The sequence below is a fragment of the Sinomonas atrocyanea genome (assembly GCF_001577305.1).
GTDB lineage: Bacteria > Actinomycetota > Actinomycetes > Actinomycetales > Micrococcaceae > Sinomonas > Sinomonas atrocyanea.
On sequence record NZ_CP014518.1, the window covers coordinates 901,673 to 924,915 of the forward strand.

The window sequence follows — 23,243 nt, forward strand, 5'->3', positions numbered from 1 at the left end:
TCGGTTGCCGCTTCGATGGGATGCAAACGGCGCCATCGAATTTTGTATAATGATCAGACGGAATGCGGAGACTGTCAACCCTTGTTGGCGCAACATGCTTCCCCCGGTGGGCTTGCGGAGCCCCGTGGCGGTCCGTGCATGATGCTCCCGGCGTTGACACAACTGATCCGACGTCCGCGGGCTTGTGGGGGCGGCACGGAAGGCCTTGCGCCGGACGGGGCTGCGGAAGCTCCTGGCCGCGGGGAGGGGTCCTCCCGGGCAAAGCTGGGGCGCCCTGGTTCCGGTCGAGTCTTCGATGCTGGCCAAGGACGGCCGCCATGTGGCGCCGGAGTCGGATGTGCATGCATCAGCGGCATCCTGGGGAATTGCGAAGCAGGCAACGATGCTGCTGGGCCGGCTCCAGTCGGCCAGCGACGATGTCCAGTGGCAGATGTAGGGACGACACGACGTCGGTGTGGTCGGGATGCTGGAGCGCTGGGTGTGCGGATGCCCCCGGGGCGAGGCCAGGATGGCCATCGGACCAGACATCGAGTTCGGCGGGCAGTGGTTCCGGGACACGGGGCCTGCGCCGGGCGATCCCGCCGCACGATCCTGTCACAAGGCGGCCACCGCCATCGGCGGACCGAGTGTCTGCGGGAGCTTGAGCGGAACCGTTTGGTGGACCCACACCGGCCGATTTTGCGAGCGGGGGCACACGGAATCCGCGGATGCCGGAGGTTCGCGGGTGTGAAGGGGAGGCCGTTCCGGTCCCGATCGAGGGCCGAGCAGTTTCTCGTGGGCTGCCACCCCGGCAACATGGTCAACCTGCAGCCCATCCACGGCAGCGTGGGGCTTTTCGACATCGGAGGCCGAGTCCAAGTTCGTCGCTGTTCCCCGCCACCCGTCATTCCGGATCCCGGCTGGAGTCAATATTGACGTGCAAGCTCAAGGGCCTGTGCTCGTCTGGATGTGCCCGATAGAGGAACCGCTCGTGATCGGCCGACTGATTCGAGTTGGTGTCTCGAAACCTCGGTGTCTCGGAACGCATGCCATGCAAGACCTGTCCCATCAAAGGTTTGGCACCGCTCTGTTCCGAGACCGGCTGAGCGGGACACATTGCTGAGACTTGCTGGGCTCGGAACTTCATCGAAGGTCCAGCAAGCTCGGGGAGTGGAGGGACGGGGATTTGATCGACCGATGCTAGGGCTCCGAGTGGTGCCGGTATCCATCTCCAGGGGCCGAAGGCCTCTGGCTGGCTTCACGCGCCGGCCCTACCTTCGAAGTGTGCTGGCCTGCCGCCTTCGGGATGGGGAGCTGGCACTCGGCGCCCCGTCTCGACCGCCCCCCAAAAGCCGGGGCGGGGCGACCGCCTCCATGGACCGAGAGTGCCGCAGGCAGGACCGCTCGCATGCCCGTCTCGTTAAAGGAACCATTGCTCATACGACGCCTACTGACCCCCGAATCGGGCGGGGTAAGTCATAGGCTTGTAGACCCCCGCGGGATGGCCTCATACACCTAGGCCTCGGCGGTTTGTGTCAGTCGAGGAGTTCGCTCAGGGCGAGGCTTGTCCTGTGGACGTGGTCGCGGGCGAGGCGTTCGGCAGCTGGGCCATCGGCGTTCTTGAGGGCTTCGATGATGGCGGCGTGCTCCTTCAGCGCGACTTCAGGTCGGCCCGGGGCTCGTGCCGAGATGTTGTTCCCGATCCGCATCTGGCCCAGGAGGTTGTCGGACACCGCAGCCAGCCTGCGGTTGCCTGAGCCGTGCCAGATCATCTGGTGGAAGGCGACATCGAGCTCGCCATAGGCGTCAAGGTCACCTTCGGCGACACAGGTCTGTTGTTGCCGGAGAAGGTCCTCCAGGCGGTCTACAAGACTTGCTCTGGATTCAGAATGGGCGGCGCGGCGGGAGGCTATGCCATCGAGTGCCTCCCGCAGCTCGTAGAGCTCCAGCATGTCCTCGCGCCCCAGCTGGGGAACGAAGTACCCACGATGCTCCTGAGCTTCGAGCATGCCCTGCCGTTCAAGCGCGGCGAGTGCCGTCCGGATGGGTGTCTGCGAGAGGCTCAGCCGGTCCGCTAGCGGCCGGACCGTCACCCGCTGGCCCGGCGCCAGCTCTCCAGACAGGATCAGTCCTCGGATCTGGCTGTACGCGACCGAAACGTAACTGCTCCCTCGGACCGGGGCCGCCTCTTCGTCTATCGCCACTTCTCTCCCGCGTTCCAGAACTCAGGCTGAGCATACCCTTGACCTCCTGCCCGGCCTGATCTAGCTTCCTTTTAAATCGAAAATCAAATCTACTGGCGCGGTCGAACCTGAAATCTGGTTTTCCCCGCTCGCCTGGATGGAGCGGGCTTTCTCTGCGTAGCCCGCTCGATCGTCCCTGCATCCTGAGTCTGATGAAGAGGAGCCTTCCATGCAGCTTGCCCGTATTCCCCGACGGAGATACACTTCGGCCCCCACGCCGCTCGAGTTCCTGCCCCGGCTGAGCGAGCATCTCGGCGGTCCCCGCGTCTACGTCAAGCGTGATGACTTGTTGGGCCTGGCCTCGGGAGGGAACAAGACACGCAAGCTTGAGTTCCTCATGGCCGATGCGCTGGCGCAGGGCGCCGACACAATCATCACGACGGGAGCGGTCCAGTCCAACCACGCCCGGCTGACATTGGCAGCCGCGGTCAAGGAAGGTCTGAAGTGCCGGCTCCTGCTGGAGGAGCGCGTTCCCGGTTCCTACAAGCCCGAGGCCAGCGGGAACAACTTGCTGTTCAGGCTGCTGGGGGCCGAACAGATCCGCGTCGTGCCCGGCGGCACCGATCTCATGCAAGCGATGCAGGAGATGGCCGACCAAGCCGGCAGCGAGGGCCGGGTGCCCTACATCATTCCGGGAGGCGGATCCAATGCCCTCGGCGCTCTGGGCTACATCTCCTGCGCCGAAGAGGTCCTGGAGCAGTCCTTCGAGAAGTCCCTGCCCATCGACCACGTGATCTGCGCCAGCGGGTCCGGCGGCACCCATGCGGGTCTGGTCGCGGGCTTCTACGGCAGCCACAGCGGTGTCCCCGTCACTGGCATCAGCGTGCGCGCCGAGAAGGTCGACCAGGAGGAGAAGCTGCATGTTCTCGCGAATGCGACGTCGAAGCTGGCAGGCGCCGAGCATGAGGTCCCGAGGGGAATGATCACCGTCCGGGACGATTTCGTCGGTCCTGGCTACTCCTTGCCCACAGCCGAGATGACCGCCGCTATCCAGACCTTCGCGCGGTTGGAGGGCATCCTGCTCGACCCCGTGTACACCGGCAAGGCCGCAGCTGGCCTCATCGGCCTCATCCAGGAGGGGGTCTTCGAGCCGCAGGACAATGTGCTGTTCGTGCACACCGGTGGCTCCCCGGCCCTCTATGCCTACCCCGACGAAGTCCTCGCAGGGGACCATGCCTGAGCGGCCCTCGCGGCTGGTAGGCATCCTCGGCGGGATGGGCCCTGCCGCGACGGTCGACTTCTACGACAAGCTGGTCCGGGCCACTCCGGCTCTCATCGACCAGGAACACCTGCGAATTGTCATCTGGGCGGACCCCACAGTGCCTAACCGGCAGGAGGCGCTCCTGTCCGGGGGGCAGGACCCGACGCCTTGGCTGGACGAGGGAGTGGGCCAGCTCCTCCGGTGCGGGGCTGAGATCCTCGTTGCGCCCTGCAATACCGTTCACGCCTACCTCCCCTCGGTGCTCAACGGCCGAGACGTGGAGTTCCTCAGCATCATCGAGGTGACCATGGAGGAGGTCCAGAGGGCCGACTCCAATGACAGGGTGGGTCTGCTGGCCACCGATGGCGCCCTCGCCTCGGGCCTCTACCAATCAGCGCTGGGAGGCCTCGGAAGGGAGACGGTCCTGCCCTCTGGTTCGTCCCAGCAGGACCTGATGCGGCTGGTCCACGCGGTGAAGGCCGGGCGCACGGGTCCGGAGGAACGGCAGCAGGCCCACGGACTTCTCTCGCAGCTCCGGCGCCGCGGGGTCACGACGGTCATCGCCGGCTGTACTGAGATCTCCGTCCTGATTGCAGGGACAGTTGGTGACCTTAACATAGCCGACCCATCGCAGCTGCTGGCCGAGAAGACTGTGCGTCGGGCATACAGCCGGACCCCGACTGACCATGAGCTCCAGAACTCCGGGAAGGACGAGCATGAACTCCGCACCTAAAGGTCTGCCCATGTCGGTGGTCGAGGTTCGCCGTGACTTCCACCGCTACCCAGAGGTGGGCTTCTGTGAATTCCGCACAGCCAGCCGGGCTGCGGGAATGCTGGCTGATCTGGGCTGGGAGGTTCAAACAGGTGCTGCGGTGATGGACCGCGCGAGCAGGCTCGGCGTTCCGCCCGATGACCAGCTCGAGGCGGCATGGTCCCGGGCGGCAGGCACCGGCGGAGATCCCCGCTTCCTGCCCGCGATGAAGGGAGGCATGACCGCTGTCAGGGCCACTTTGACCGGTGCCCGGCCCGGTCCTTCCGTTGCGCTTCGGGCAGACATGGACGCCCTTCCCCTCCAGGAGTCAAACGCCGAAGCCCACTCCCCGGCGCAAGAGGGATTTGCCTCCGAATGGGACGGCGTGATGCACGCCTGCGGCCATGACGGCCATCTTGCGATCGCGCTGGGACTGGCGGCCGAGCTGGCTGAGAACCGCGATTTCGCCGGATCGGTGACGTTGCTGCTGCAGCCTGCTGAGGAAGGTGGGCGGGGAGGTGCTGCTATGGCTGCGGCGCCGGGCCTCACCGACGGCATCGACCGGTTCTACGCATTACACCTGGGCATGGGGCTGCCAACAGGCGTCGTGTGTCCGCACATTTCGGGGCTGATGGCGAACTCGAAGCTGCGCGCCACCTTCGCAGGACTTTCTGCACACGCAGCGATGTCACCCGAACAGGGCCGCCATGCGCTCCTCGGCGCAGCCTCTGCCGCACTCGCTCTGCACACGCTGCCGCACTTCCCAGGACACGAGACCCGTGTAAACGTGGGAGCGCTCAACTCTGGTACGTCGAGCAACATAGTCCCTGACCGCGCGGAGATGCTACTGGAGACCAGGGCCGACGAAGGCCGAGTCAACGAGGACCTCGAAGCCCGGGCGCGGACGGTGCTTGCGGGGGCTGCAGCAGCATATGGGCTCAGCGTGAACGTCGAGCTGGTCGGCGCAGTGACAACGGCCGCGAACGACCGCGAAGCCGAAGACCGGGTCGCCAGCGCCGCCCTGGCCGAGCAGTTGGAGCTCGTACCCTCGACCAACCGTGTGGCCAGCGACGACGCGACGGCATTCATGCGCCGAGTCACCGGCAACGGCGGGTCCAGCTGCTACTTCGCATTCGGCTCAGGCGACTACGGCCCCCACCACTCACCGACATTCGACATCGACGAGACCGCAATCCCCGGAGCAATCCGGCTCCTCACCCGCATGATCCGCTCCGAGAATGCGCACTGAGCCTCACATTAGCCAGCCACTCCGATCACCCTTCATCCGTTCTCAAAGGAGATGACCGATGACGAATCAGACCCGGCCCGACATCAAGCCTGAGCGAACCGTTCCGCGGCCTCGGCGCCACTTGATCCTGCTGGCGATCCCCTACCTCTGGTCAATCGCGGCCATACCCGCTGTCGGAACCACCCACGCGGCCCCCGCCGGAGTTCCCCTGCTGCTGTGGTGGATGCTCGCCGGCGTGTTAGTCACGACAGGGGTGCTCGCGATCGTGTGGCGCATCGATGAGCGACGCGAGCCCAAGGCCGGGGGGGCCGACGAGTGAGCCTCGCCATCGGGATCGGCGTCTTCATCGTTGCGGCGACCGCAGGGAGCACCGTCTTCATGTCCAGGCGGCGCGGCCGGATGGACATGAAGGAGTGGGCGGTCGGCGGTCGCAGCTTCGGGGGAATGCTGCTGTGGTTCCTCTCCGCCGGCGAAATCTACACGACGTTTGCCCTGCTCGGCGCAGCCGGCTGGGCATACCAGCACGGTGCGCCGGGCTTCTACATCATTGCCAACGCGCCCCTGGGCTACGTGCTCGGCTACTGGCTCCTGCCGCGCATCTGGCGCGCCGGACGGGACCACGGCGTCATGTCCCAAGGCGACTACATACTGGCAAGGTTCGACAAGCGCTGGCTCGCCGCGCTGGTCTCGGCCATCGGCATCTTGGCCCTCATTCCGTATGTCCAGGTCCAGCTGACGGGCCTGGCGGCAATCACCAGGGTGCTCTTCGCTGGGAAGATCGACAACAGCGCCGCCGTCGTGGCCGGCGCCCTGGTACTGCTGGTGTTCACCTTCACCGCAGGGATCCGCTCTTCCGCATTCGCCTCGATCGTCAAGGACACGCTCGTCATCATCCTTCTCGTTGCCGTGGTCGCCACTATCGGGATCGCGACAGGCCTCGGCGGCATCGGAGACATCCTGAATCGGATGTCCGCCCAGCACCCGGCTTATGCAGCGCTGCCGGGCCTGCGCCCTCAAGCCCACTACACCGTCTGGTGGTACATGTCCGCGCTGATCATGACAAATGTCGGCTACTGGATGTGGCCCCACTCGTTCCAGGCCAACCTGACGGCACGAAGCGAACGAACCATCCGCAGGAATGCAGTCCTGCAGCCCCTGTACACGCTCTCCTACTTCTTCGTCTTCCTCATCGGCTTCGCCGCGCTCCTCACGCTGCCCAAGCTGAAGGACTCCAACGAGGCCCTCGTAGCCGTGATCGCGCACTCCTACCCGGCATGGTTCGTCGGATTGGCAGCAGGGACCGCCGCCCTCGTCGCTGTAGTGCCCTCCACCGTCATGCTCCTCACTGTCGGCACGACCTTCGCCAGGAACATCTACAGGCCGGCGGCAGACCTCTCCGACCGCCACCGCTTGGTGACGGCACGCGTCGGCACCCTTCTCGCAGTGCTGGCCGCAGCATTGCTCGCGGTGAACTCGAACCAGACCATCATCGCGCTGCTGCTCGTCGCGTACAGCGGCATCGCCCAGATCGGTCCAGGCATGCTCGCATCCCTCCTCTGGCGCAAGGTGAGCGCATGGGGGATGGCCATCGGCTCAATCACTGGGCTGCTCATCGTCGGGATTCCTGCAGTGAAGGGCTGGTGGGCCACCTTCTCCAGCATGGACGTGGGAATACTCGCACTCGCCGTCAACACTGCCTTGATGATCGGCATCAGCGTGCTCACCCCGGCTCCGCCCGCCGCCGCGGTACGCGTGGGCGTCCCGGACGCACCGCTGAATGATTCACGGCGACGTGAAGAAGGAGATGTCAGCGAGCTGACTGAAACACTCCGGGGCCGCTCCGAGTAGCAACGAAGAGCTCTGGGGGCTTGACCCTGTGGCGCCGACACGCTCGAATCCCGGGGGAGGAGAGACGATCCCCTTCTGGCAGGGAAGAGCTGCCCGGATGAGTCCCGCCGCGACGCGATTGCGCTGCATGGGGAACAGAAGGGCTGACTACCGCGGGGATCGCCGCGGGACCGCGGCCGTGCTCGCCTCGGCGGTAGATGAGCTGGCGCGGTTGCGGGTCGAGAACGTCGGCTTGTGTACACGTGTGCACAGACGCTGCAGACGGAGAAGGACCATCCTGTGTGCGGCGGAGTATTTCGTGGCGGCGACGAACTGGCAAGCCGCTTCCAGTTCGTCGCTGGCCACCGGGACGCCTACTCCGTGACGTGGCTGTGCGAGGCTCCGTGAGGTTACGAGGCTCATGCACGAACCCGGCATCGCCGGTTTCTGATGCGCCTTCGGGCCCCACCACGATCCCCGAATCCGCGGGAACGCCGTGTCGAACTTCTTCTGGCTAAACTTCACTCAATGCAGAAGCAGCGCTCGAACCGTGGCCGATCTCGGCGGCGCCGTCTGGAGTCGTTCCATGCGACCCTCCAAGGTAAGGCCCGGGCGCGTACCTATCGGCTTGAATAGTCAGCTGTGTTCGGACGGAAGCCTACAGTGGGGACTGCCCGTCGCGTGCGTCGCACCTGCCTGGTGGGTGGGAACAGCTCCTGGAGGAAACCGTAGTCCGATTCGAATCGGTGTTGTCCGCGCTCGTCGTGCCCCTCGTACCAAGTTCGCAGCTCGTCTCCAACAGGGGCCGAGAGGGAACCGCCGATACGCTGCACGGAGAGACCAGCTGCTACCGCGCCTATGGTGAGTGCTTCACGCACGGTGCATCCGAGCTCAAAGCCCGCCATCAGTCCAGCCACAAACACGTCCCCGGCGCCAGTGGGATCGATGGCGGGGGTTCCGATCCCGCCAACTTCGGTGACGGTACGGGTGGCCGCATCGACAGCGAGGGCGCCGGCAGCCCCGCGAGTGACGACGGCAAGACCTACGTTGTCGGCAAGCCGCGTGGCGGCGCATGCGGCGTCAGCGGTCTTCGTCCACAGGAGCGCTTCCACTTCATTCGTGACGAACACGTCGACCAGCGGGAGGTCTTCCATCGTGGTGAGGTCCCATTGCCCGGTGTCATCCCATCCGCTGTTGGCAATGACTCGAGCCCCGCCTGCCTTGGCCTGTGCCAGCCATCGTGTTTCCTTTCCGGAGCCGAGGGAGACGAATACTGCGCGGGCCACGGGAAGGTCATCGGTGACCTCGGGATGCTCATTGATGTGGCCGTGGGACACCATGGTGCGGTCGCCGTCGTAGGCGAGCGAGATGGTGAGCGGGGTGTGACGGCCGGTCATACGGACGGATCTGCTGAGCTCGATGCCTTCGGCGAGTTCGAGGCTGTCTCGGCAGAAATCGCCATATGCGTCGTCGCCGAATGCAGTCGCAAGGGAGGTCGACAGGCCAAGCCTGCTGAGGGCAACAGCTATGTTTGCGATTCCCCCCGGGCAGGATCCCATCACCTCGGCCCAGGTCTCAGTTCCAAGGACCGGCGCGTGCCGCATCCCCGAGAAGACTATGTCCATGAAGACCGGCCCCGCCAAGAAGACGTCGTAGACCGGTTCGTCTTGGTTCCGAGGGGTGGAAACGCCGTCGGATCCATTCATTCCCATGACCACACATTAGCATGTTCGGTCAAAGTCTGACGCTTTCCAAGGCTTACTCATTCAAACTCGCGCATGCTTGGGCACCTTGAGCTATCGTGAGCAGATGATTCCCGATCGGCGGCACGACGAGATCATCAAGATGCTCACCCAGCGCGGGTCGCTGACGCTCAAAGAAGTAGTAGACGAACTCGGAGTCAGCGAGGCGACGGCGCGCCGCGACATCAATAGGCTGGCGGAGGCCGGGCGGCTTGTCCGAGCCTACGGTGGGGCGGTCATCAAGGGCCCGGCCGAGGTTCCCTTCACCTACTCTGACAGCACGGACCGAGACGAGAAGCAGCGGATAGCACAGGCGGCGGCCGAACTTGTCTCCGACTCGGACACCGTAGTGCTCGATATCGGCTCCACTGTCCTGGAACTGTCCCGGCTGCTGGCCGGGCGACCGATCACTGTGATCACGAGCAACCTTGCTGTGTTTGAGGTGATGAAGGGCGCCGATCGCACGGAACTGATCTTGCTGGGAGGGCAGTTCCGCCGGAACTACCTCTCGACGGTCGGGTTCCTCGCCGAGAATGCAATGCGCCAATTGCATGCCGACATAGCCTTCCTCGGCACTAGCGGGATCACGAAGGCCGGAAGGGTGCTGGACACGACGCCTGTCGAAGTTTCGGTGAAACAGCAGATGATCGAGTCGTCGGAGCGAGTGGTTCTCCTGGCCACCCAGAGGAAGTTCCCAGGCACGGGGCTGAGGGTTGTCTGCGGGCCCGACAGGGTCTCCACACTCATCACGAGCGCGGGGACCCCCGACGACTACCTGCTTGAATTCAGGAGAAGCGGGACCGCCGTGATGAAGGTCTCCTGACCAGGGGGACACGGACCCTCAGACGGCCGGCGCAGCCGCGAACCCCGGGATGCGCTCGAGGTAGCCGGCCAGCAGGTGCGTGCCGACACTTACGGAGTCAACCAGCGGGTGCAGCGCGAATGCCTTCAGCGCCTCCGAACGATCGCCGTGGACCGCCGCTGCGATTGCATGCCGTTCCACCGCTTTGACCTGTTGCATGAGGCCCAACTGGTCCAGGTCCGGGGCGGCAGCAGGAAGGGCATGCACGCCCATCGAGTCCACTGAGGCCGGCACCTCGATCACCGCATCGTCGGGGAGTCCCGCGATCGTGGACCCGTTGCGCACATTGAGGATCATGGTGGCGCTCTGACCTTGGACGATCGCCCGCATGACACCGATCGCGACCCCTGCGTATCCCTTCTCGAGAAGGTCTTCCTCCGAGGAGCCATCCTCGCGTTGCATCCCGCCCCGGGCTTCCGCCATATAGCTGGCGTTGCGGTCGCTCACAGCCTCGAACCAGAGACGTGCAGCCATTCCGGGCTCTCGGTCGAGGCGTGCGAACAGCTCTTGCTGGCTCCGTGCGAGGTAGTCGCCACGGCTGAACGGAGCATTCAGGAGTGATCGAACCGCCTCCCGGTTGAAGTAGTAGTAGAAGAGGTACTCGTTCGGTATGGCCCCGAGGGCGCGCACCCAGTCGAGGCCGAAGACCTGGCCTTCTTCCAGTGCGTTCAGCCTGGTGTCGTCCGCGATCAACTCCGGCAGAAGGTCATGGCCGTCATAGTTGATTGCCCGCAGCCAGCCCAGGTGGTTGAGGCCCACATACTCGGCGGACACCTCTGTGGGGTGGACGTCGAGAAGCGCTGCTACCCGCCTGATCAGGCCGGAGGGGGTGTCGCAGATCCCGACTACGCGGTCCCCGAGCACGCTCTGCAGCGCTTCGGTGATGATGCCGGCAGGGTTGGTGAAGTTGAGGAAGAAGGCATCGGGAGCCAGCTCCTTGACGAGCCGGGCGTAGGACAACATGACGGGTATGGTGCGTATCGCAAATGCGATGCCCCCCGGCCCGGTCGTTTCCTGTCCCAGTACGCCGAGGTCCAAGGCAATGTGCTCGTCACAACGGCGTTCCTCGAGGCCGCCGACTCTTATGGCCGCGAAGACGAATGATGCGCCCGCTATGGCTATGCGGGCGTCGGTGGTGGTGGTGATTCGAGGGGCGTCCCGTCTCGGATCGCGCAGCTGCGCGAGGACAGCGCGCATGGCATGCAGCCGCCTCTCGTCGATATCGAACAGCACCACCTCCTCGACGAAAGGTACGTCGTCGCGCAGCAGCTCCCTGTATATGTAGGGCGTGCGGAAGCCGCCACCGCCCAGGATCGCCAGCTTCATGACCCTGCTTCCCCTCTTCCTCGTTCCACGAGACTATGCCCCCTCAACTGACGTCCACCTTGAGGAAAGATTCGACGAGCCTGCCTTCCGGCGCCCCGAGCCTCTGTGCGCTGCGCGTCATCCGGGACCGCAGTCGCTCCTCCAGGCTCTCCGGCTCCGGCAACTGGCTGGCATGATGCTGCAGCGCACGGATCTTGACGTCGAACACCTCGGTCACGTCTTCGCCGTGATTGGGATTGGGGTGGGCCATCAGCCATAGTTCCTGCACCGTCCATGCATCCAGTCCTTCGTCGGAGATCAGTTCGGGGAAGGCGAATGGATTCCGGGCCGCAGGGTACACTGCGCGGGCCGTGGCCTCGCCCGTAGCGAGATGATCCGGGTGCCCCTGATGCACGCGGAACCAGTCCCGCTCGGGGCTAAGGGAGAGGACTCGATGCGGGCGAACCTGGCGGATCACACGAGTGAGGTCCCGTACGAGGGCTGGGGTGACTTCTACGTCGCCGTCGCGATAGTCCTCGAGGAACCGGACGTCCTCGACCCCGAGGGCACGCGCCGCCCAGATCTGCTCCTTTCGCCGTGTGGAGACGATCTGATCTCGCGGAACGCTTCCGAACCCGCCGACGTCACCCGAGGTGACAAGGAGGTAGGTGACCTCCATTCCCTCGCGCACCCACTTCGCCACAGTGCCCGCGGCGTTGAAGTCCACGTCGTCGGGATGGGCCGCAATCGCGAGCACTCGGAGAGGTGCGGTTTCTTCGGCTGCCGTCACGCCACGCTCCTTTAGATTGGTCGGACTTCCAGTCGGCCGTCCGCTCTGAAACGGATGATGCAGCCGAGATTAGCAAGTTCGCTCAAACCCGGTCAATTGCGGTCATACATGCGATCCTGGATTTGCATTGCTCCTGGCGTGTTTCTGGGGCACATCAAGGGGGGAGTGGTACGACGCGCAGGACGGGTGCTCGAGGGCTGGCCTTTGGGTCGGGGAAAGAGCGCTTCTGGGCCTTCGGTGACCCCCGCCGGAGTCCGCGCCGGTGCCCACCCCGGGTGCCTCGTCGATGCAGGGCCGCAGCCGCATCCCGGCTCAGCCGGGGCCGATTAGAACCACAGCAGCAGCGCGGCGGGACGAAGTTGGTCTTTTCGGGTCCGCGTGGCCGGGGTGGACAGGCCGCGCGCTCCGGATGCGGATCGGAGTTCCAGCTACCAGATCCCGCCACTGGAAACGGCGTGCCGTGGGCCCCCTGAAGAACCGCCTAGGGATGTCGCTGGAAGCAAGAACTAAGACGGGGGCGCGGAAGGCTTGCAAACTCGATCATATCCACGCAGAATGATTCGCATCCCTCCAGAGGCGCGCAGCCGCCTAGAACAGGGCGATCAATGGAAGGCAAGATGAAGAGATCGATCAGCGCCTCGCGTCGTCGCGGAGACCGGATCGGGTACGCGCTGCTCGCGCCCAGCCTTTTCGGAGTGGTCATCTTCCTGCTGACGCCGATCGTGGTGGTCACCTGGCTCAGCTTCCAGAAATGGGATCTTGTCGCACCGCTGAAGTTCGTCGGGCTGTCGAACTGGCTGGCGGTTCTGGGCGACCCTACCTTCATCGACTCGCTCATGACGACCGTCCTGTTCGTAGTCCTCGTCATTCCTGCTCAGACCGCGCTAGGGCTGTTCGCCGCGGTGCTCCTCTCCCGACGTCTGCCTGGCTCCGGCGTGTTCAGGGTGATCTACGTCATTCCCTGGGTGTCCGCGCCGCTCGCGCTCGGCATCGTCTGGAGGTGGATCTTCCAGCCCACAGGGGGGATGCTGAACGTGCTCTTGGGTTCCCATGTCCCGTGGCTGACGCTCCCATCGCTGGCGCTGCCGGCGGTCTCCATCGTCAGCATCTGGTCCCAGACGGGGTACGTCACGCTGTTCTTCATGGCAGGCCTCGCCGTCATCCCCGAGCAGCTGGTGGAAGCCGCCCGGATTGACGGGGCCGGGTCTACGCGAATCTTCTGGAGCATCAAGCTGCCGCTGCTGCGGCCGACCCTCTTCTTCGTTCTGGTCACCACGGTGATCAGCGCCTTCCAGGTGTTCGACACCATCTACTCCCTGACGCAGGGCGGTCCCCAGAACGCCACTGACATCATTGCCTATCGCATCTACGAAAAGGCATTCACGGGGTTCGACCTCGGCCAGGCCGCAGTGACAGCGCTCATCCTGTTCCTCATCCTCGTGGCCATCACTGTCGGGCAGCAGCTCTACTTCCGCCGGAGGATCACCTATGACCTTAGTTGAGCAGACGCCAGACACCCGATCCGCCATTGGGGCCATGGACCGCAAGGGCCGTGCGACGTCTCGAGGCTGGGGGACGCTCGCTACCTACGCGATCCTTCTGGGGGGCGCGCTGATCACGCTCGGACCGTTCGCGCTGAGCATCATCACGTCGTTCAAGACCCCCCAGCAGTTCTCCACCGAATCTCCGCTGTCGCTGCCCGCGCCATTCACCATGCAGAACTATGCCGGTCTCTTCAGCGGTGAGCTGGTGGATTTCGGCCACTCGATCATTGTTACTGCCGGGTATGTTCTCGTTGTGCTGGTCGGGCAGCTCACCTTCTCCATCCTGGCGGCGTTTGCCTTTGCCCGGCTCCGCTTCCCTGGCCGTGACGTACTCTTCTGGCTCTATCTTTCGACCCTCATGATTCCTGCTGTCGTCACGGTGGTTCCGCTCTACCTGATGCTCACCGAGGCGGGTCTGCGCAACACCTTCTGGGGGATAGTGCTCCCGTACATGTTTGGATCGCCCTACGCGATCTTCCTGTTGCGGGAGTACTTCCGAGGCATCCCGGAAGAAATTGTCGATGCCGCGCGGATAGACGGAGCCGGCACGTGGAGGATCCTGACGCGGATCATGGTCCCGCTCTCGCGGCCCATCATTGTGACGCTGACGATCATCACCATTGTTACGCACTGGAACAATTTTCTGTGGCCTCTCATCATCACGGGCAGCCCGTCGTTGAGCGTCATCACCGTCGCGACAGCGAGCATGCAGAGCCAGTACAACGGGAACTGGACCATTGTCATGGCAGCCACGACTCTGGCGATGGCGCCGCTCATCATCATCTTTCTGATCTTCAACCGGCAGATCGTGAATTCGATTGCGATCACGAGCTTCCGTTAGGCCCCAGCATCACCCCGACACCGGCATGACCCAGCCGAAAGGAACACCATGGGATCCTCACGCATCACATTGGCGATTGGCGCAATCGCAGCGGCGGCGCTGGCGCTGACTGGGTGCACCGGCGCCAACTCCTCGCCGGGCAGCACCACGGTCACGTTCCGTCTATGGGACAAGAATGCCGCAGCGGCCTACGAGACCTCGTTCGCCGAGTTCCACAAGCAGAACCCCGAGATCACCGTCAAAGTCGACGTCGTACCGTGGGCGAACTACTGGACCAAACTGCGCACGGACGTCGCCGGCGGAAGCGCCGATGACGTCTACTGGATCAACAAGTCGAACTATCTCAGCTACGCCAGAGCAGGGGACCTCATCGATGTCGGCTCGATCTACGGCTCGGATGCAGCCTCCGCCGAGCAGGGCTGGGAGCCCGCCGTCGTGAAGCAGTTCACGGACGGCGGCAAGCTCTGGGGAGTCCCACAGCTCTCCGACGGCGGTATCGGCGTGTACTACAACAAGAAGCTGCTCGCCGACGCAGGAATTTCCCCGGCCGACATATCCCACCTCACATGGAACCCCTCAGGTGAGAACGACACACTGATCAAGACGACACAGAAGCTCACCAAGGACAGTTCGGGCAAGACCGCAGACCAGGCCGGATTCAATCCGAGCAATGCGACCCAGTGGGGCTACAGCTGTGCTCAGGACGGCCAGGCCATTATGCTGCCTTTCGTCGGCTCGGCCGGCGGCACGATGCAGGACCCGCAGACTGCAGACTTCACCTTCACGAATCCGAAGACGGTCACCGCCTTCCAGTACATGGTCGACCTCATCAACAAGTACCACGTCTCGCCGAGCGCAGCCGACACCAATGGAAACGGGAACTACACGCTGGACGCCTTCCTGCAGGGCAAGATCGCGCTCTTCCAGTCCGGCCTCTACAACATGGCGAACATCTCCAAGTCCGCGAAGTTCGCGTGGGGCACAGCGATGCTCCCCGCCGGACCGGCCGGAGCGGTCAGCGTCACCAACGGGATCGTCGCCGTCGGCAACGTGAAAACCTCCCACCAGGCCGCCACGGAGAAAGTGCTCAAGTGGATCGGGACCAAAGAGGGCAACGCTCCGATCGGCGCCACCGGGGCGAACCTGCCCGGCGTAACGGCCGCCCAGCAGTCCTACTTCGACTACTGGAAAGGCCAGGGAGTGGATGTGTCGCCGTTCTTCGACGTAGTGAAGAACAAGCCGACGATCCCGGCCTACGCCGGACAGAATTTCACACCGGCCTCCACCGCGGCCAAGCCGTTCCTCGACCAGGTGTTCCTCGGACAGCTGCCCGTGCAGAGCGGGCTCCAACAGGCACAGGACGCCGGCAACAAGGCAATGAACGGCTGAGAGTCTGAGGGCACGTGCGCCCATCATGAGCGGACGGTCTCGGGCACGTCCGTTGAACAGCGAGACAGCCGGTGCTCCGAGGCGAGGCATCTGCGCAGGCCCCTCCCGCTGTTGGTGGCTCCCGATGCAGGGGCCTAAATCGTTCGGGATCCGTTCGCGTCCCTCCGCGATGCCCTACCGAGGAGACGGCCTCGGCGTCGGACCTCAGTCGACACAGGACCTTGCCGGGTCCCAGCCAGGAGGTCTTACCGGCAGTGGAAGTTATCAGAACGGCCTCGGCCCGGGAGGCCGGCGCAGCGGCTGCCGCGGTTGTCGCGAACTGCATCGTGGAAAACCCACGAGCCGTCCTGGGCCTTGCGACAGGTTCATCGCCGCTACCGACATACGAGGCGCTGCAGGAGAAGAACCTCGATCTTGACGGCGTCAAGGCGTTCGCCCTTGACGAATACGTGGGGCTCGGCCCGGGCCACGAACAGCGTTATCGGCACGTAATTCGGAGGGAGGTGATACAGCCCCTCGGCCTCCGTCCCTCCCTCGTTCGGGTGCCCGATGGGCTTGCTCCCGCCCCGGAGGACGAAGCCGCACGATTCGAGACGTCCATACGGTGCGCTGGAGGAATCGACCTGCAAATCCTCGGAATAGGGACGAATGGCCACCTTGGCTTCAATGAGCCGGGGTCGTCGTTCTCCTCGCGAACACGGGTCGTCGAATTGGCGGAAACGACGAGGAGGGACAATGCACGCTTCTTCGATTCGCCTGACGAGGTTCCCACCCATGCCATCACCCAAGGACTCGGCACCATCTTCGAAGCCCGGCACCTGCTGCTCGTCGCCAACGGACCGCATAAGGCACAAGCAGTTGCACGAGCGGTCCAGGGACCGATCACCGAAGCCTTCCCCGCCTCCATGATCCAACGCCATCCTCACGTCACGATCGTCCTCGACCGGTCTTCGGCCCGGTTCGTAGGCACTTGAACAACCACGATCAGGCGCCAGGAGAACCTCTGCCTATTCGACCGCAAGATTCAAGGAAGTCCCTACAGCCCCGGGATCGTTCTCTTCGACGAGGTCGAGAAAGCGTGCCCGACGGTCGTGCGCACGCTGCTGCCGATCATGGACAACGGCTTGCCACCCCTGGCCAGCGAGAACGAGACCATCGGCTTCGGAGACTGCTGCGTGCTCATGACCTTCAACCTCCGCCCCACCCTCGTCGCCCGCCGACGCGTTGGCGCTTGCGGGCAGCGGTCCAGGCCCTCGAGCGGGCTGTTGGTCGGTCGGGTGCCGACATGATGTTCTGCCCCCAGTCGTCCAGGACTCGGGGGTGTTGTCACCGGTGCCCTACTGGAGGTCGCGGATCACTGATAGACATCTCACGGGGCGAAGGCGTCAAGCAGCGGCGGGCTGTGCGGGCGTGGGCGGCGCGGCAGGCGGTGTCGAGCTGGAGGACGAGCGCTGCTAGCTGGCGGCCCATTGCGTCTTCGACTGCCTGGGGCTGACGCGCGTAGTCTCCCCGGAAGGCCCCGGAGGCGGACGGCTTCTGTGTCGGTGGACCTCTGGCGGCCGGCGCGGCGGAGCGCGGTGGCAATCCTCGTGGCACTCAGCCGTGCCGCTCCTCCTAGCGTCGGGGCAATGGCGAGCAGTGCCCTTGCCTCGGGTCGCGCGAGATTGTGCTGCCAGACGCCGAACGCCTCTAACGCCGCGGGGAAGAAGAGCCTGAGCAGAGACCGGAGCTGGTTGGCCAGCTGCTGGCGCGCCCCGACCGCGTCCTGCTGGGCACGGGCAAGCACATCGCGAGGAACATGCGCCTACCACGGGCCCCGCGCAATTGAAGCCCGTTGCAGGAGTCCCCGGAGCGTGGCGGCCGGGACTGTTCCCGCCCGTTCGGCATTGAGTCTCGTTAAAGGAACCCATGACTGGAAACGCGCGTCCGGCTGAGTTGAAGCGTCCGAGGAAGCGCGCTCTCGTCCAGACGTCGGCCGGGACCGCCGACGCTCAGCTCGGTCGTGGGATCAAGCTACCGGTCCTCCTGCGTGCGCGCGCGGCAGTGCGCGTGCAGCGGCCGTCGGCCGGCGATGGCCGCCGTCGTTCAGTCGGTGCGGCCACGGCGTCCCGCGCGCTGCGCGAACGCGTCGAGCGCCCTGAGGACCTCCTCTGAGCGCCAGTTGCGGCCCATTTTGTGCTTGTTGACCCCGACGACGACCCCGGCCTCTTCGAGCATCGTCATCGCGCGCCAGGCCGTGTTGCGGGCGAGCCCGAGCTCATCCTCGACGACCCGCGAGGTCACGACGGGCTGGCGCTCCAGCAGGTCCATGACCCTCCAGACGGCGTTGTCGGCCCGGGCTGTGACCTTCCCGTTCCAGCCCTCGCGGGCCCGGGTGATGTCGGCGGCCAGGCGGCGGCCGTTCTCGATGGCCCGGAACGCGGCAACGGACCCCATCTGCACGATCTCGTCCGGCTGGCCCTCGCGGTAGGCGTCCAGCGCGCGGTGGTAGGCGCGCACGTCGACGAGGAGCCCGGCGGAGATCGGCACGGTCACGTTCCGGGTCAGCCCCTTCCCGCGCAGGATCGCCTGCAGTAGCGCGCGCCCGGTGCGGCCGTTGCCGTCGGTGAAGGGATGGATGGTCTCGAACTGGGCATGGGCGAGCATCGCGTGCGCGAGCACCTGGATGTCGTCCCGGCGGACGAAGTCGGCGAGGTCCTCGATGAGGGCAGGGACCCGCTCGAACCTGGGCGCGACGTAGTCGGCACCCACGGGGTTCCGGGCGCTCGTGCCGATCCACACCGGCTCCTGCCGCCAGCGGCCTGCCTGGTCCGGGTCGGCGTGGACCATGAGGGCCCGGTGCATGGCGAGGATGCTCTGCGGGGTCGTGTCGTCCGCCGCGGCAAGGGCAGCCTTCATCCCCGCCACGTTGTCCACGACGAGGGTGGCATTGCGCTTGGAGGTGTCGCCCAGCTCGGCCATGGCGACGCTTCGCGCGCTGGCCGAGACGTTCTCGATCATCGACGAGGACACCGACTCGGTCCGCAGCAGGACCGAGGCGAACGGCGCGATGCCTGCCCCCAGCTCGGCGTCGAATTCCCGCACGGCGACCGCGGCGTCCTCGAGCTCCGCGGCGAGCTTCCCCGAGGGCGTGTAGGACGCGCGCCCGATCAGGGCCGGGACAGCGGCCCGGTACCTCTCCGTCCGCTCGCCCAGGGCCGCGCGCGGGCCGTACTCGTAGCGACTAGTTGTACCCGGTCAGCAGGTTGGTTGCAGTCGGCTGGTCGGGGGTTTGCCTCCGAGTGCGCTGTGACAGCGTTCAGTGTTGTAGTGCTCGATCCAGGGTGCAAGGGCTGCTGTCCGCTGCTCGTTGCTGGTGAACGCCTGGCGGTAGGCCCACGCCGTGGCCAGGGTGCGGTTGAGTCTTTCGACTTTGCCGTTCTGCCAGGGGCAGTGGGGGCGGATGAACTTCTGTCTGATCTCCAGTGCGGCGCAGACGCGTTTGAGGTCGTTGGAGTAGCGGTAGGCGAAGGCGTTGTCGGTCATGAGCCGCTCGATCCGGACGATGCCCTTGGCCGCGAAGTAGGCCGCGGCCCGTTCGAGGAAGCCGGCGCAGGTGGGGCCCTTCTCGTCCGGGAGGATCTCGGAGTAGGCCAGCCGGGAGTGGTCATCGACCAGCGAGTGGACGTAGTCGTCGCCGATCAGTGTCTTCTTGTGCTTGTGGTCCACGGTCGCTTCCCTGCCGAGTGCGCGCCAGCCGCCGCCGTCGGGGATGCGCCCGATCTTCTTCACATCCATATGCACCAGCTCGCCGGGCCGCTGACGCTCGTAGCGGACCGCGGTCTGCTTCGAGGAACGGATCACCTCCCCGGTCATCGGATCGCACTCGCGCAGGCGCGGCACGCCGTGCCGGCGCAGGATCCGCGACACAGTCCTGGCCGGGACGCCGAGTTTCGGCCCGAGCACGTCGGGACCCTGCCGGTGCTCGGCCCGGGCGGCGAGGACCTGCTGCTCGACCTCGGGCGCGGTCCGGGTGGGCATCGAGTGCGGACGTGAGGAGCGGGTTTCCAGGCCGGCCTCGCCTTCGGCCCTGTGCCGGTCGATCCAGGTCTTCACGCACTTGCGGGAGACGCCCATCGCGGCGGCAATGTGGGCCGTCTTCCATCCGGCCCGGTGCCGGTCGACGATCAGCTTTCGGCCATGGACGGTCAGGCGGGCATTACGGTGGGACATGAGAACCTCCGGGTTGGAGTGGGCCTTAGACAAGCCACATCCCACCCGGAGGTTCTCCCTCGTTCAACCAGGCTCGCCGCCACCAACGTCCTGACCGGGTACAACTAGTCCACTCAAGGGGCTCGTCGCTGACCGGAGGCCACGTGCCGTGGCGGGTCTCCCGTTGGGCCAATGCTGGTCGCTCCTAGAACTTGAGAGCATGAAAGGGCGTCTGTTCCAACTCAATCCACAGTTGGAAAAATCTACCAAAGATTGCTCCAACTAAGGCATGAGTTGGAACAATTGGTTCGGTTTCGTTCTGGCTAAACCGAGGGGAGAGGCACCAGAACACGTCGTCGGAGGATCTGGCCCGGTACGGGTGGGTGCGGCTGCGCTGGACGGACCCGGCCTTCCGGTGCCCCGGTCCGGGCGGGCCCCCGTGAGGCCCTTCGCTACGAGCGGGAGGCACCCGTGACCTGGCCCCCGTCGACATCAAGAAGCTGGGCCGGATCCCCGACGGGGGCGGCCACCGGGTCCACGGCAGGGCCTACACCTAGAGATGCGCCTAGGCCTTGTGCAGGGCAGCCACCTCCGCGTCCGTGGCCTTCTGGACGGGTCCGGCGTCGCCAGCGACTTCAGCCCCCGCGGCACGTGTCGAGGAGCTCCGAGCACCGCCCCCAAGGAGGAAGGGCAGCAGCGTCTTCCCCGGATGTGCAGGGGTCCGGGACGGCTTGCCGTCCCGGACCCGTGGTGCAGCGCTGCGGTTGGTTCTACGGGGAGACCTGCAGCTGGGCGTTGCCGATGCCGCTTGGGATGAATCCTGGCAGGGTCAGGAAGGTCTCGTCGGTCCCGGTGTAGTGCCCGGTGGTTGCCGGGACGGTGACCGTCGTGAGGTAGCCGCCGAGCCCGTTGAGGGCGGTGCCGGAGATGATGATCTCGGTCCCGTCGGGGCTGTACTTCCAGGTGACGTCACCTAGGTCGGAGACGGCGCCCTCGCCGCCGTGCCCGCAGTCGGATCCGGCGTAGTCGCCGGTTCCGTCGCTGTTCAGTCCCCACCAGATCCACACTCCGCCGCCGTGGGGGCCTGCAATGTTGTCCGAGAGGGTTATCTGGTAGATCTGCCCGCTGCCGTAGTCGGCGGTGGCGGGCCCTGCTGTGGCGAAGGCTGCGGCGGCCAGTGCGGCCGTGGCGACGCCTAGCACAGCTGTGCGCGTCTTCTTCATCGTGCTTCTCCCGATCTCTGCGAGGGAGCGCTGCCCTGCCGTCCCAGCGTCGACAGCGGAAGGCAGAAGGGCCGCCCGCCACAGTGGCGGGACGGCAGGCCGGCGCTGCTGCCGGCTTCAGCGCGAGACCTCGCCGAATCAGGGCGCTGACCCCGCAGGTCCCCCGGGATCTGGGAAAAGGGTAGGCCCGGACAGGACGGGCGGCAATACGCCGATGCGAGAACTGCCCCACCGGCCCGAGACCGTTCCCACACGAGAGCGCGGTTAGGTTCTCGAATTGCCACGACGCCTGGGATGGGACATCTCCACGTCGCGGGGCACGCTCGCATGGCCTCTTGACGTGCCCGGGGAGGGAGCGTAGACCGGAGAGGTCATCGGATCGCTCTGGCTGGGTTTCGCACGGCGCGGTCCGCCCTCGGTCTCGTCAACGTGCTGGAGCCAGCCATGGGTACCGAGCGCTTCGATGTTCTCCGCGGCCAGGTCCGCGGCCAGGTCATAGAGGGCGATGATCCCGAGTACGAGGTGGCGCGCCACGTCTTCAACGGCATGGTGGACCGGCGGCCCGCCGCGATCCTGCGGGTGTCTCAGGTCGCCGACGTCATGGCGGCCGTCCGGTTCGCCCACGGGCTCGGCATCGACGTTGCCCTCCGGGGCGGCGGCCACAGCGCGCCGGGTTTCGGGACGGTCGACGGCGGGCTCGTCCTCGACTTCTCGGCCCGCCGCGGAGTCCGGGTCGACCCCGCGGCGAGGACGGCCCGCGTCGAGGCGGGCGCGACTTGGGCCGACTTCAATCACGCGACCCACGCGTTCGGCCTCGCGAGCACGGGTGGCATCATCGGCACGACCGGCGTCGCCGGCCTGACTCTGGGGGCGGGATCGGCTACCTGGCCCGGAAGCACGGACTCTCGTGCGACAACCTGATCTCAGCAGACGTCGTCCTCGCCGATGGCACCTTCGTGACTGCCAGCGAGACGGCGAACACAGACCTGTTCTGGGCCCTGCGCGGCGGCAGCGGGAACTTCGGGGCCGTGACCTCGTTCGAGTTCCGGCTGCATCCGGTCGATATGGTCCACGTGGGGCTCATCTTCTACGACGCGGCACTCGGGGCCGATATCGGCGCCTCGTACCGCGAGTGGCTCGCCGACGAGCCGGAGGAGATGGGCGCCTTCCTCGGTTTCCACCAGGGCCCGCCGGTCCCGTTCCTCCCGGAGGAGTGGCACGGCAGGCCGGTCGCAGTGGTTGCCGGCATGTGGACGGGCGACGTCGACGCCGGACCGGCCCACTGGCAGCCCCTGCTCGACGCTGGACCGGTGCTCGGTTCCATGTTTGCGCCGCTGCCGTATCCGGCCCTCAACATCATGTTCGACGGCCTCAGCGGGGTCCCCGGGCTCCAGGGCTACTGGAAGGCGGACTTCCTCCGTACGCTCAGCGACGACGCGCTCCGCGTGGCGGTCGAGCACTCCGCCGGCATCCCCACCGTGCACTCGGCCAACCACTTCTACCCCATCGACGGCGCGGTGCAACGCGTCGCCCCCGATGCCACGGCCTTCCCCTACCGCGACGTACGGTTCGCTCCCGTCATCGCCGGGCAGTGGCCCGACCCCTCGGAGAACAGCCAGAACATCTCTTGGGTCCGCGACTACTGGTCCGCCCTCCACGAGTACTCAGAGCCCGGAGGCTACATCAACTTCCAGGACACGGACGACCAGTCCAGGATCGAGGACAACTACGCCGGGAACTACGCCCGGCTGTCCGCGGTGAAGGCAACGTACGACCCGGACAACTTCTTCCACGTCAACCAGAACATCAAGCCTGCAGCGGCAGCAGCGGCAGATGCCGTGGCCCCGCCGACGGAAAGCGCACCCACGTTCTGATCGAGGGGGCCGGACCCGAGCTGTCACGGCCCGGGTTCCGGCACTCCTACCTGCTCTGCTTGCCCTCAGTACTTGGTAGCCACGCGGAGCGAGGACCCTTCCACTTGACTTGCGCCTGATCAGGACGCTATTCGGTTTGACCGCCTTTACCGCCATTACCGCCTCTGAGGACCTTGGAGATCAGACGCCGGAGCCAGTTCCGGCCCGATCAGAGGTCGTCGCCATGGCCCCA

At 65.6% G+C, this 23,243-nt stretch carries 20 protein-coding genes and 1 pseudogene; 14 read left to right on the forward strand and 7 right to left on the reverse strand.

Annotated features, from left to right (window positions below):
• Window positions 1–1,514 precede the first annotated feature (1,514 nt).
• On the reverse strand, window positions 1,515–2,183 hold the full coding sequence (locus tag SA2016_RS04330; RefSeq protein WP_066495717.1) for a GntR family transcriptional regulator: 669 nt from the start codon (window positions 2,181–2,183) through the stop codon (window positions 1,515–1,517).
• A gap of 208 nt (window positions 2,184–2,391) precedes the next feature.
• Between SA2016_RS04330 and cuyA the strand changes: the two genes are divergently transcribed.
• From cuyA to SA2016_RS04355, 5 genes are read left to right on the forward strand one after another with little or no spacing between them, the layout of a single operon-like run.
• Entirely contained in the window at window positions 2,392–3,402 is a 1,011-nt protein-coding gene (gene cuyA / locus SA2016_RS04335) for a D-cysteate sulfo-lyase (protein ID WP_066495719.1), read from the forward strand.
• Entirely contained in the window at window positions 3,395–4,156 is a 762-nt protein-coding gene (gene cuyB / locus SA2016_RS04340; RefSeq protein WP_066495723.1) for a cysteate racemase, read from the forward strand. Before cuyA ends, cuyB begins: the two co-directional genes overlap by 8 nt.
• Window positions 4,140–5,423, forward strand: coding sequence for an amidohydrolase (locus tag SA2016_RS04345; RefSeq protein WP_169803046.1), 1,284 nt, complete (start codon window positions 4,140–4,142; stop codon window positions 5,421–5,423). The genes cuyB and SA2016_RS04345 overlap by 17 nt, the downstream gene beginning before the upstream one ends.
• Window positions 5,424–5,481: 58 nt before the next feature.
• Window positions 5,482–5,742, forward strand: a complete 261-nt coding sequence (locus SA2016_RS04350) for a DUF3311 domain-containing protein (RefSeq protein WP_066495727.1) — start codon at window positions 5,482–5,484, stop codon at window positions 5,740–5,742.
• Window positions 5,739–7,271: a sodium:solute symporter family protein gene (locus SA2016_RS04355; protein ID WP_066495729.1), complete on the forward strand. Its 1,533-nt coding sequence runs from the start codon at window positions 5,739–5,741 to the stop codon at window positions 7,269–7,271. The genes SA2016_RS04350 and SA2016_RS04355 overlap by 4 nt, the downstream gene beginning before the upstream one ends.
• 599 nt (window positions 7,272–7,870) lie before the next feature.
• Here SA2016_RS04355 and SA2016_RS04360 read toward each other — a convergent pair.
• Window positions 7,871–8,962, reverse strand: a complete 1,092-nt coding sequence (locus SA2016_RS04360; protein WP_066501995.1) for a carbohydrate kinase family protein — start codon at window positions 8,960–8,962, stop codon at window positions 7,871–7,873.
• A gap of 97 nt (window positions 8,963–9,059) precedes the next feature.
• Here SA2016_RS04360 and SA2016_RS04365 point away from each other — a divergent pair, with 97 nt between their 5' ends.
• A complete protein-coding gene (locus SA2016_RS04365; protein WP_066495732.1) occupies window positions 9,060–9,815 on the forward strand; it encodes a DeoR/GlpR family DNA-binding transcription regulator in 756 nt (251 codons plus the stop codon).
• A gap of 18 nt (window positions 9,816–9,833) precedes the next feature.
• On the opposite strand, the gene SA2016_RS04370 is transcribed toward SA2016_RS04365, so the two are convergent.
• Window positions 9,834–11,180 carry a 6-phospho-beta-glucosidase gene (locus SA2016_RS04370; RefSeq protein WP_066495736.1) on the reverse strand — a complete coding sequence of 449 codons (1,347 nt, stop codon included), beginning with the start codon at window positions 11,178–11,180 and terminating at the stop codon, window positions 9,834–9,836.
• A 43-nt stretch (window positions 11,181–11,223) separates the two neighbouring features.
• A complete protein-coding gene (locus SA2016_RS04375) occupies window positions 11,224–11,949 on the reverse strand; it encodes a PIG-L deacetylase family protein (protein ID WP_066495743.1) in 726 nt (241 codons plus the stop codon).
• A 617-nt stretch (window positions 11,950–12,566) separates the two neighbouring features.
• On the opposite strand from SA2016_RS04375, the gene SA2016_RS04380 reads away from it, so the two are divergent.
• The 5 genes from SA2016_RS04380 to SA2016_RS22610 all read left to right on the forward strand — a co-directional run bounded on the left by SA2016_RS04380 (window position 12,567) and on the right by SA2016_RS22610 (window position 17,012).
• Window positions 12,567–13,451: a carbohydrate ABC transporter permease gene (locus SA2016_RS04380; protein ID WP_066495744.1), complete on the forward strand. Its 885-nt coding sequence runs from the start codon at window positions 12,567–12,569 to the stop codon at window positions 13,449–13,451.
• Entirely contained in the window at window positions 13,438–14,334 is an 897-nt protein-coding gene (locus SA2016_RS04385; RefSeq protein ID WP_084249306.1) for a carbohydrate ABC transporter permease, read from the forward strand. The genes SA2016_RS04380 and SA2016_RS04385 overlap by 14 nt, the downstream gene beginning before the upstream one ends.
• A 48-nt stretch (window positions 14,335–14,382) precedes the next feature.
• A complete protein-coding gene (locus tag SA2016_RS04390) occupies window positions 14,383–15,723 on the forward strand; it encodes an ABC transporter substrate-binding protein (protein ID WP_066495745.1) in 1,341 nt (446 codons plus the stop codon).
• A 254-nt stretch (window positions 15,724–15,977) separates the two neighbouring features.
• Complete coding sequence (locus tag SA2016_RS20705; RefSeq protein WP_084249307.1) at window positions 15,978–16,697, forward strand: glucosamine-6-phosphate deaminase; 720 nt, start codon at window positions 15,978–15,980, stop codon at window positions 16,695–16,697.
• A 75-nt stretch (window positions 16,698–16,772) separates the two neighbouring features.
• The gene (locus tag SA2016_RS22610; RefSeq protein WP_371326656.1) at window positions 16,773–17,012 is read left to right on the forward strand and encodes an AAA family ATPase; all 240 of its coding nucleotides are present in this window, start codon (window positions 16,773–16,775) and stop codon (window positions 17,010–17,012) included.
• 796 nt (window positions 17,013–17,808) lie between these two features.
• Here the strand turns inward: SA2016_RS22610 and SA2016_RS04400 are convergent.
• A complete protein-coding gene (locus tag SA2016_RS04400) occupies window positions 17,809–18,807 on the reverse strand; it encodes a Fic family protein (protein WP_084249309.1) in 999 nt (332 codons plus the stop codon).
• Window positions 18,808–18,960: 153 nt separating this feature from the next.
• Window positions 18,961–19,935, reverse strand: a complete 975-nt coding sequence (locus SA2016_RS04405) for an IS481 family transposase (protein WP_066495756.1) — start codon at window positions 19,933–19,935, stop codon at window positions 18,961–18,963.
• A gap of 390 nt (window positions 19,936–20,325) precedes the next feature.
• On the opposite strand from SA2016_RS04405, the pseudogene SA2016_RS21960 reads away from it, so the two are divergent.
• A pseudogene (locus SA2016_RS21960) lies at window positions 20,326–20,462 on the forward strand (IS481 family transposase); the annotation flags it as partial.
• Window positions 20,463–20,684: 222 nt separating this feature from the next.
• Here SA2016_RS21960 and SA2016_RS04410 read toward each other — a convergent pair.
• Complete coding sequence (locus SA2016_RS04410; RefSeq protein WP_066495758.1) at window positions 20,685–21,137, reverse strand: hypothetical protein; 453 nt, start codon at window positions 21,135–21,137, stop codon at window positions 20,685–20,687.
• Between the two features lie 444 nt (window positions 21,138–21,581).
• On the opposite strand from SA2016_RS04410, the gene SA2016_RS22105 reads away from it, so the two are divergent.
• Together SA2016_RS22105 and SA2016_RS22110 are read left to right on the forward strand one after the other, a co-directional pair.
• Entirely contained in the window at window positions 21,582–22,058 is a 477-nt protein-coding gene (locus tag SA2016_RS22105) for an FAD-binding oxidoreductase (RefSeq protein WP_257125850.1), read from the forward strand.
• Between the two features lie 35 nt (window positions 22,059–22,093).
• Entirely contained in the window at window positions 22,094–23,011 is a 918-nt protein-coding gene (locus SA2016_RS22110) for an FAD-binding oxidoreductase (RefSeq protein ID WP_257125851.1), read from the forward strand.
• Window positions 23,012–23,243: the final 232 nt, after the last annotated feature.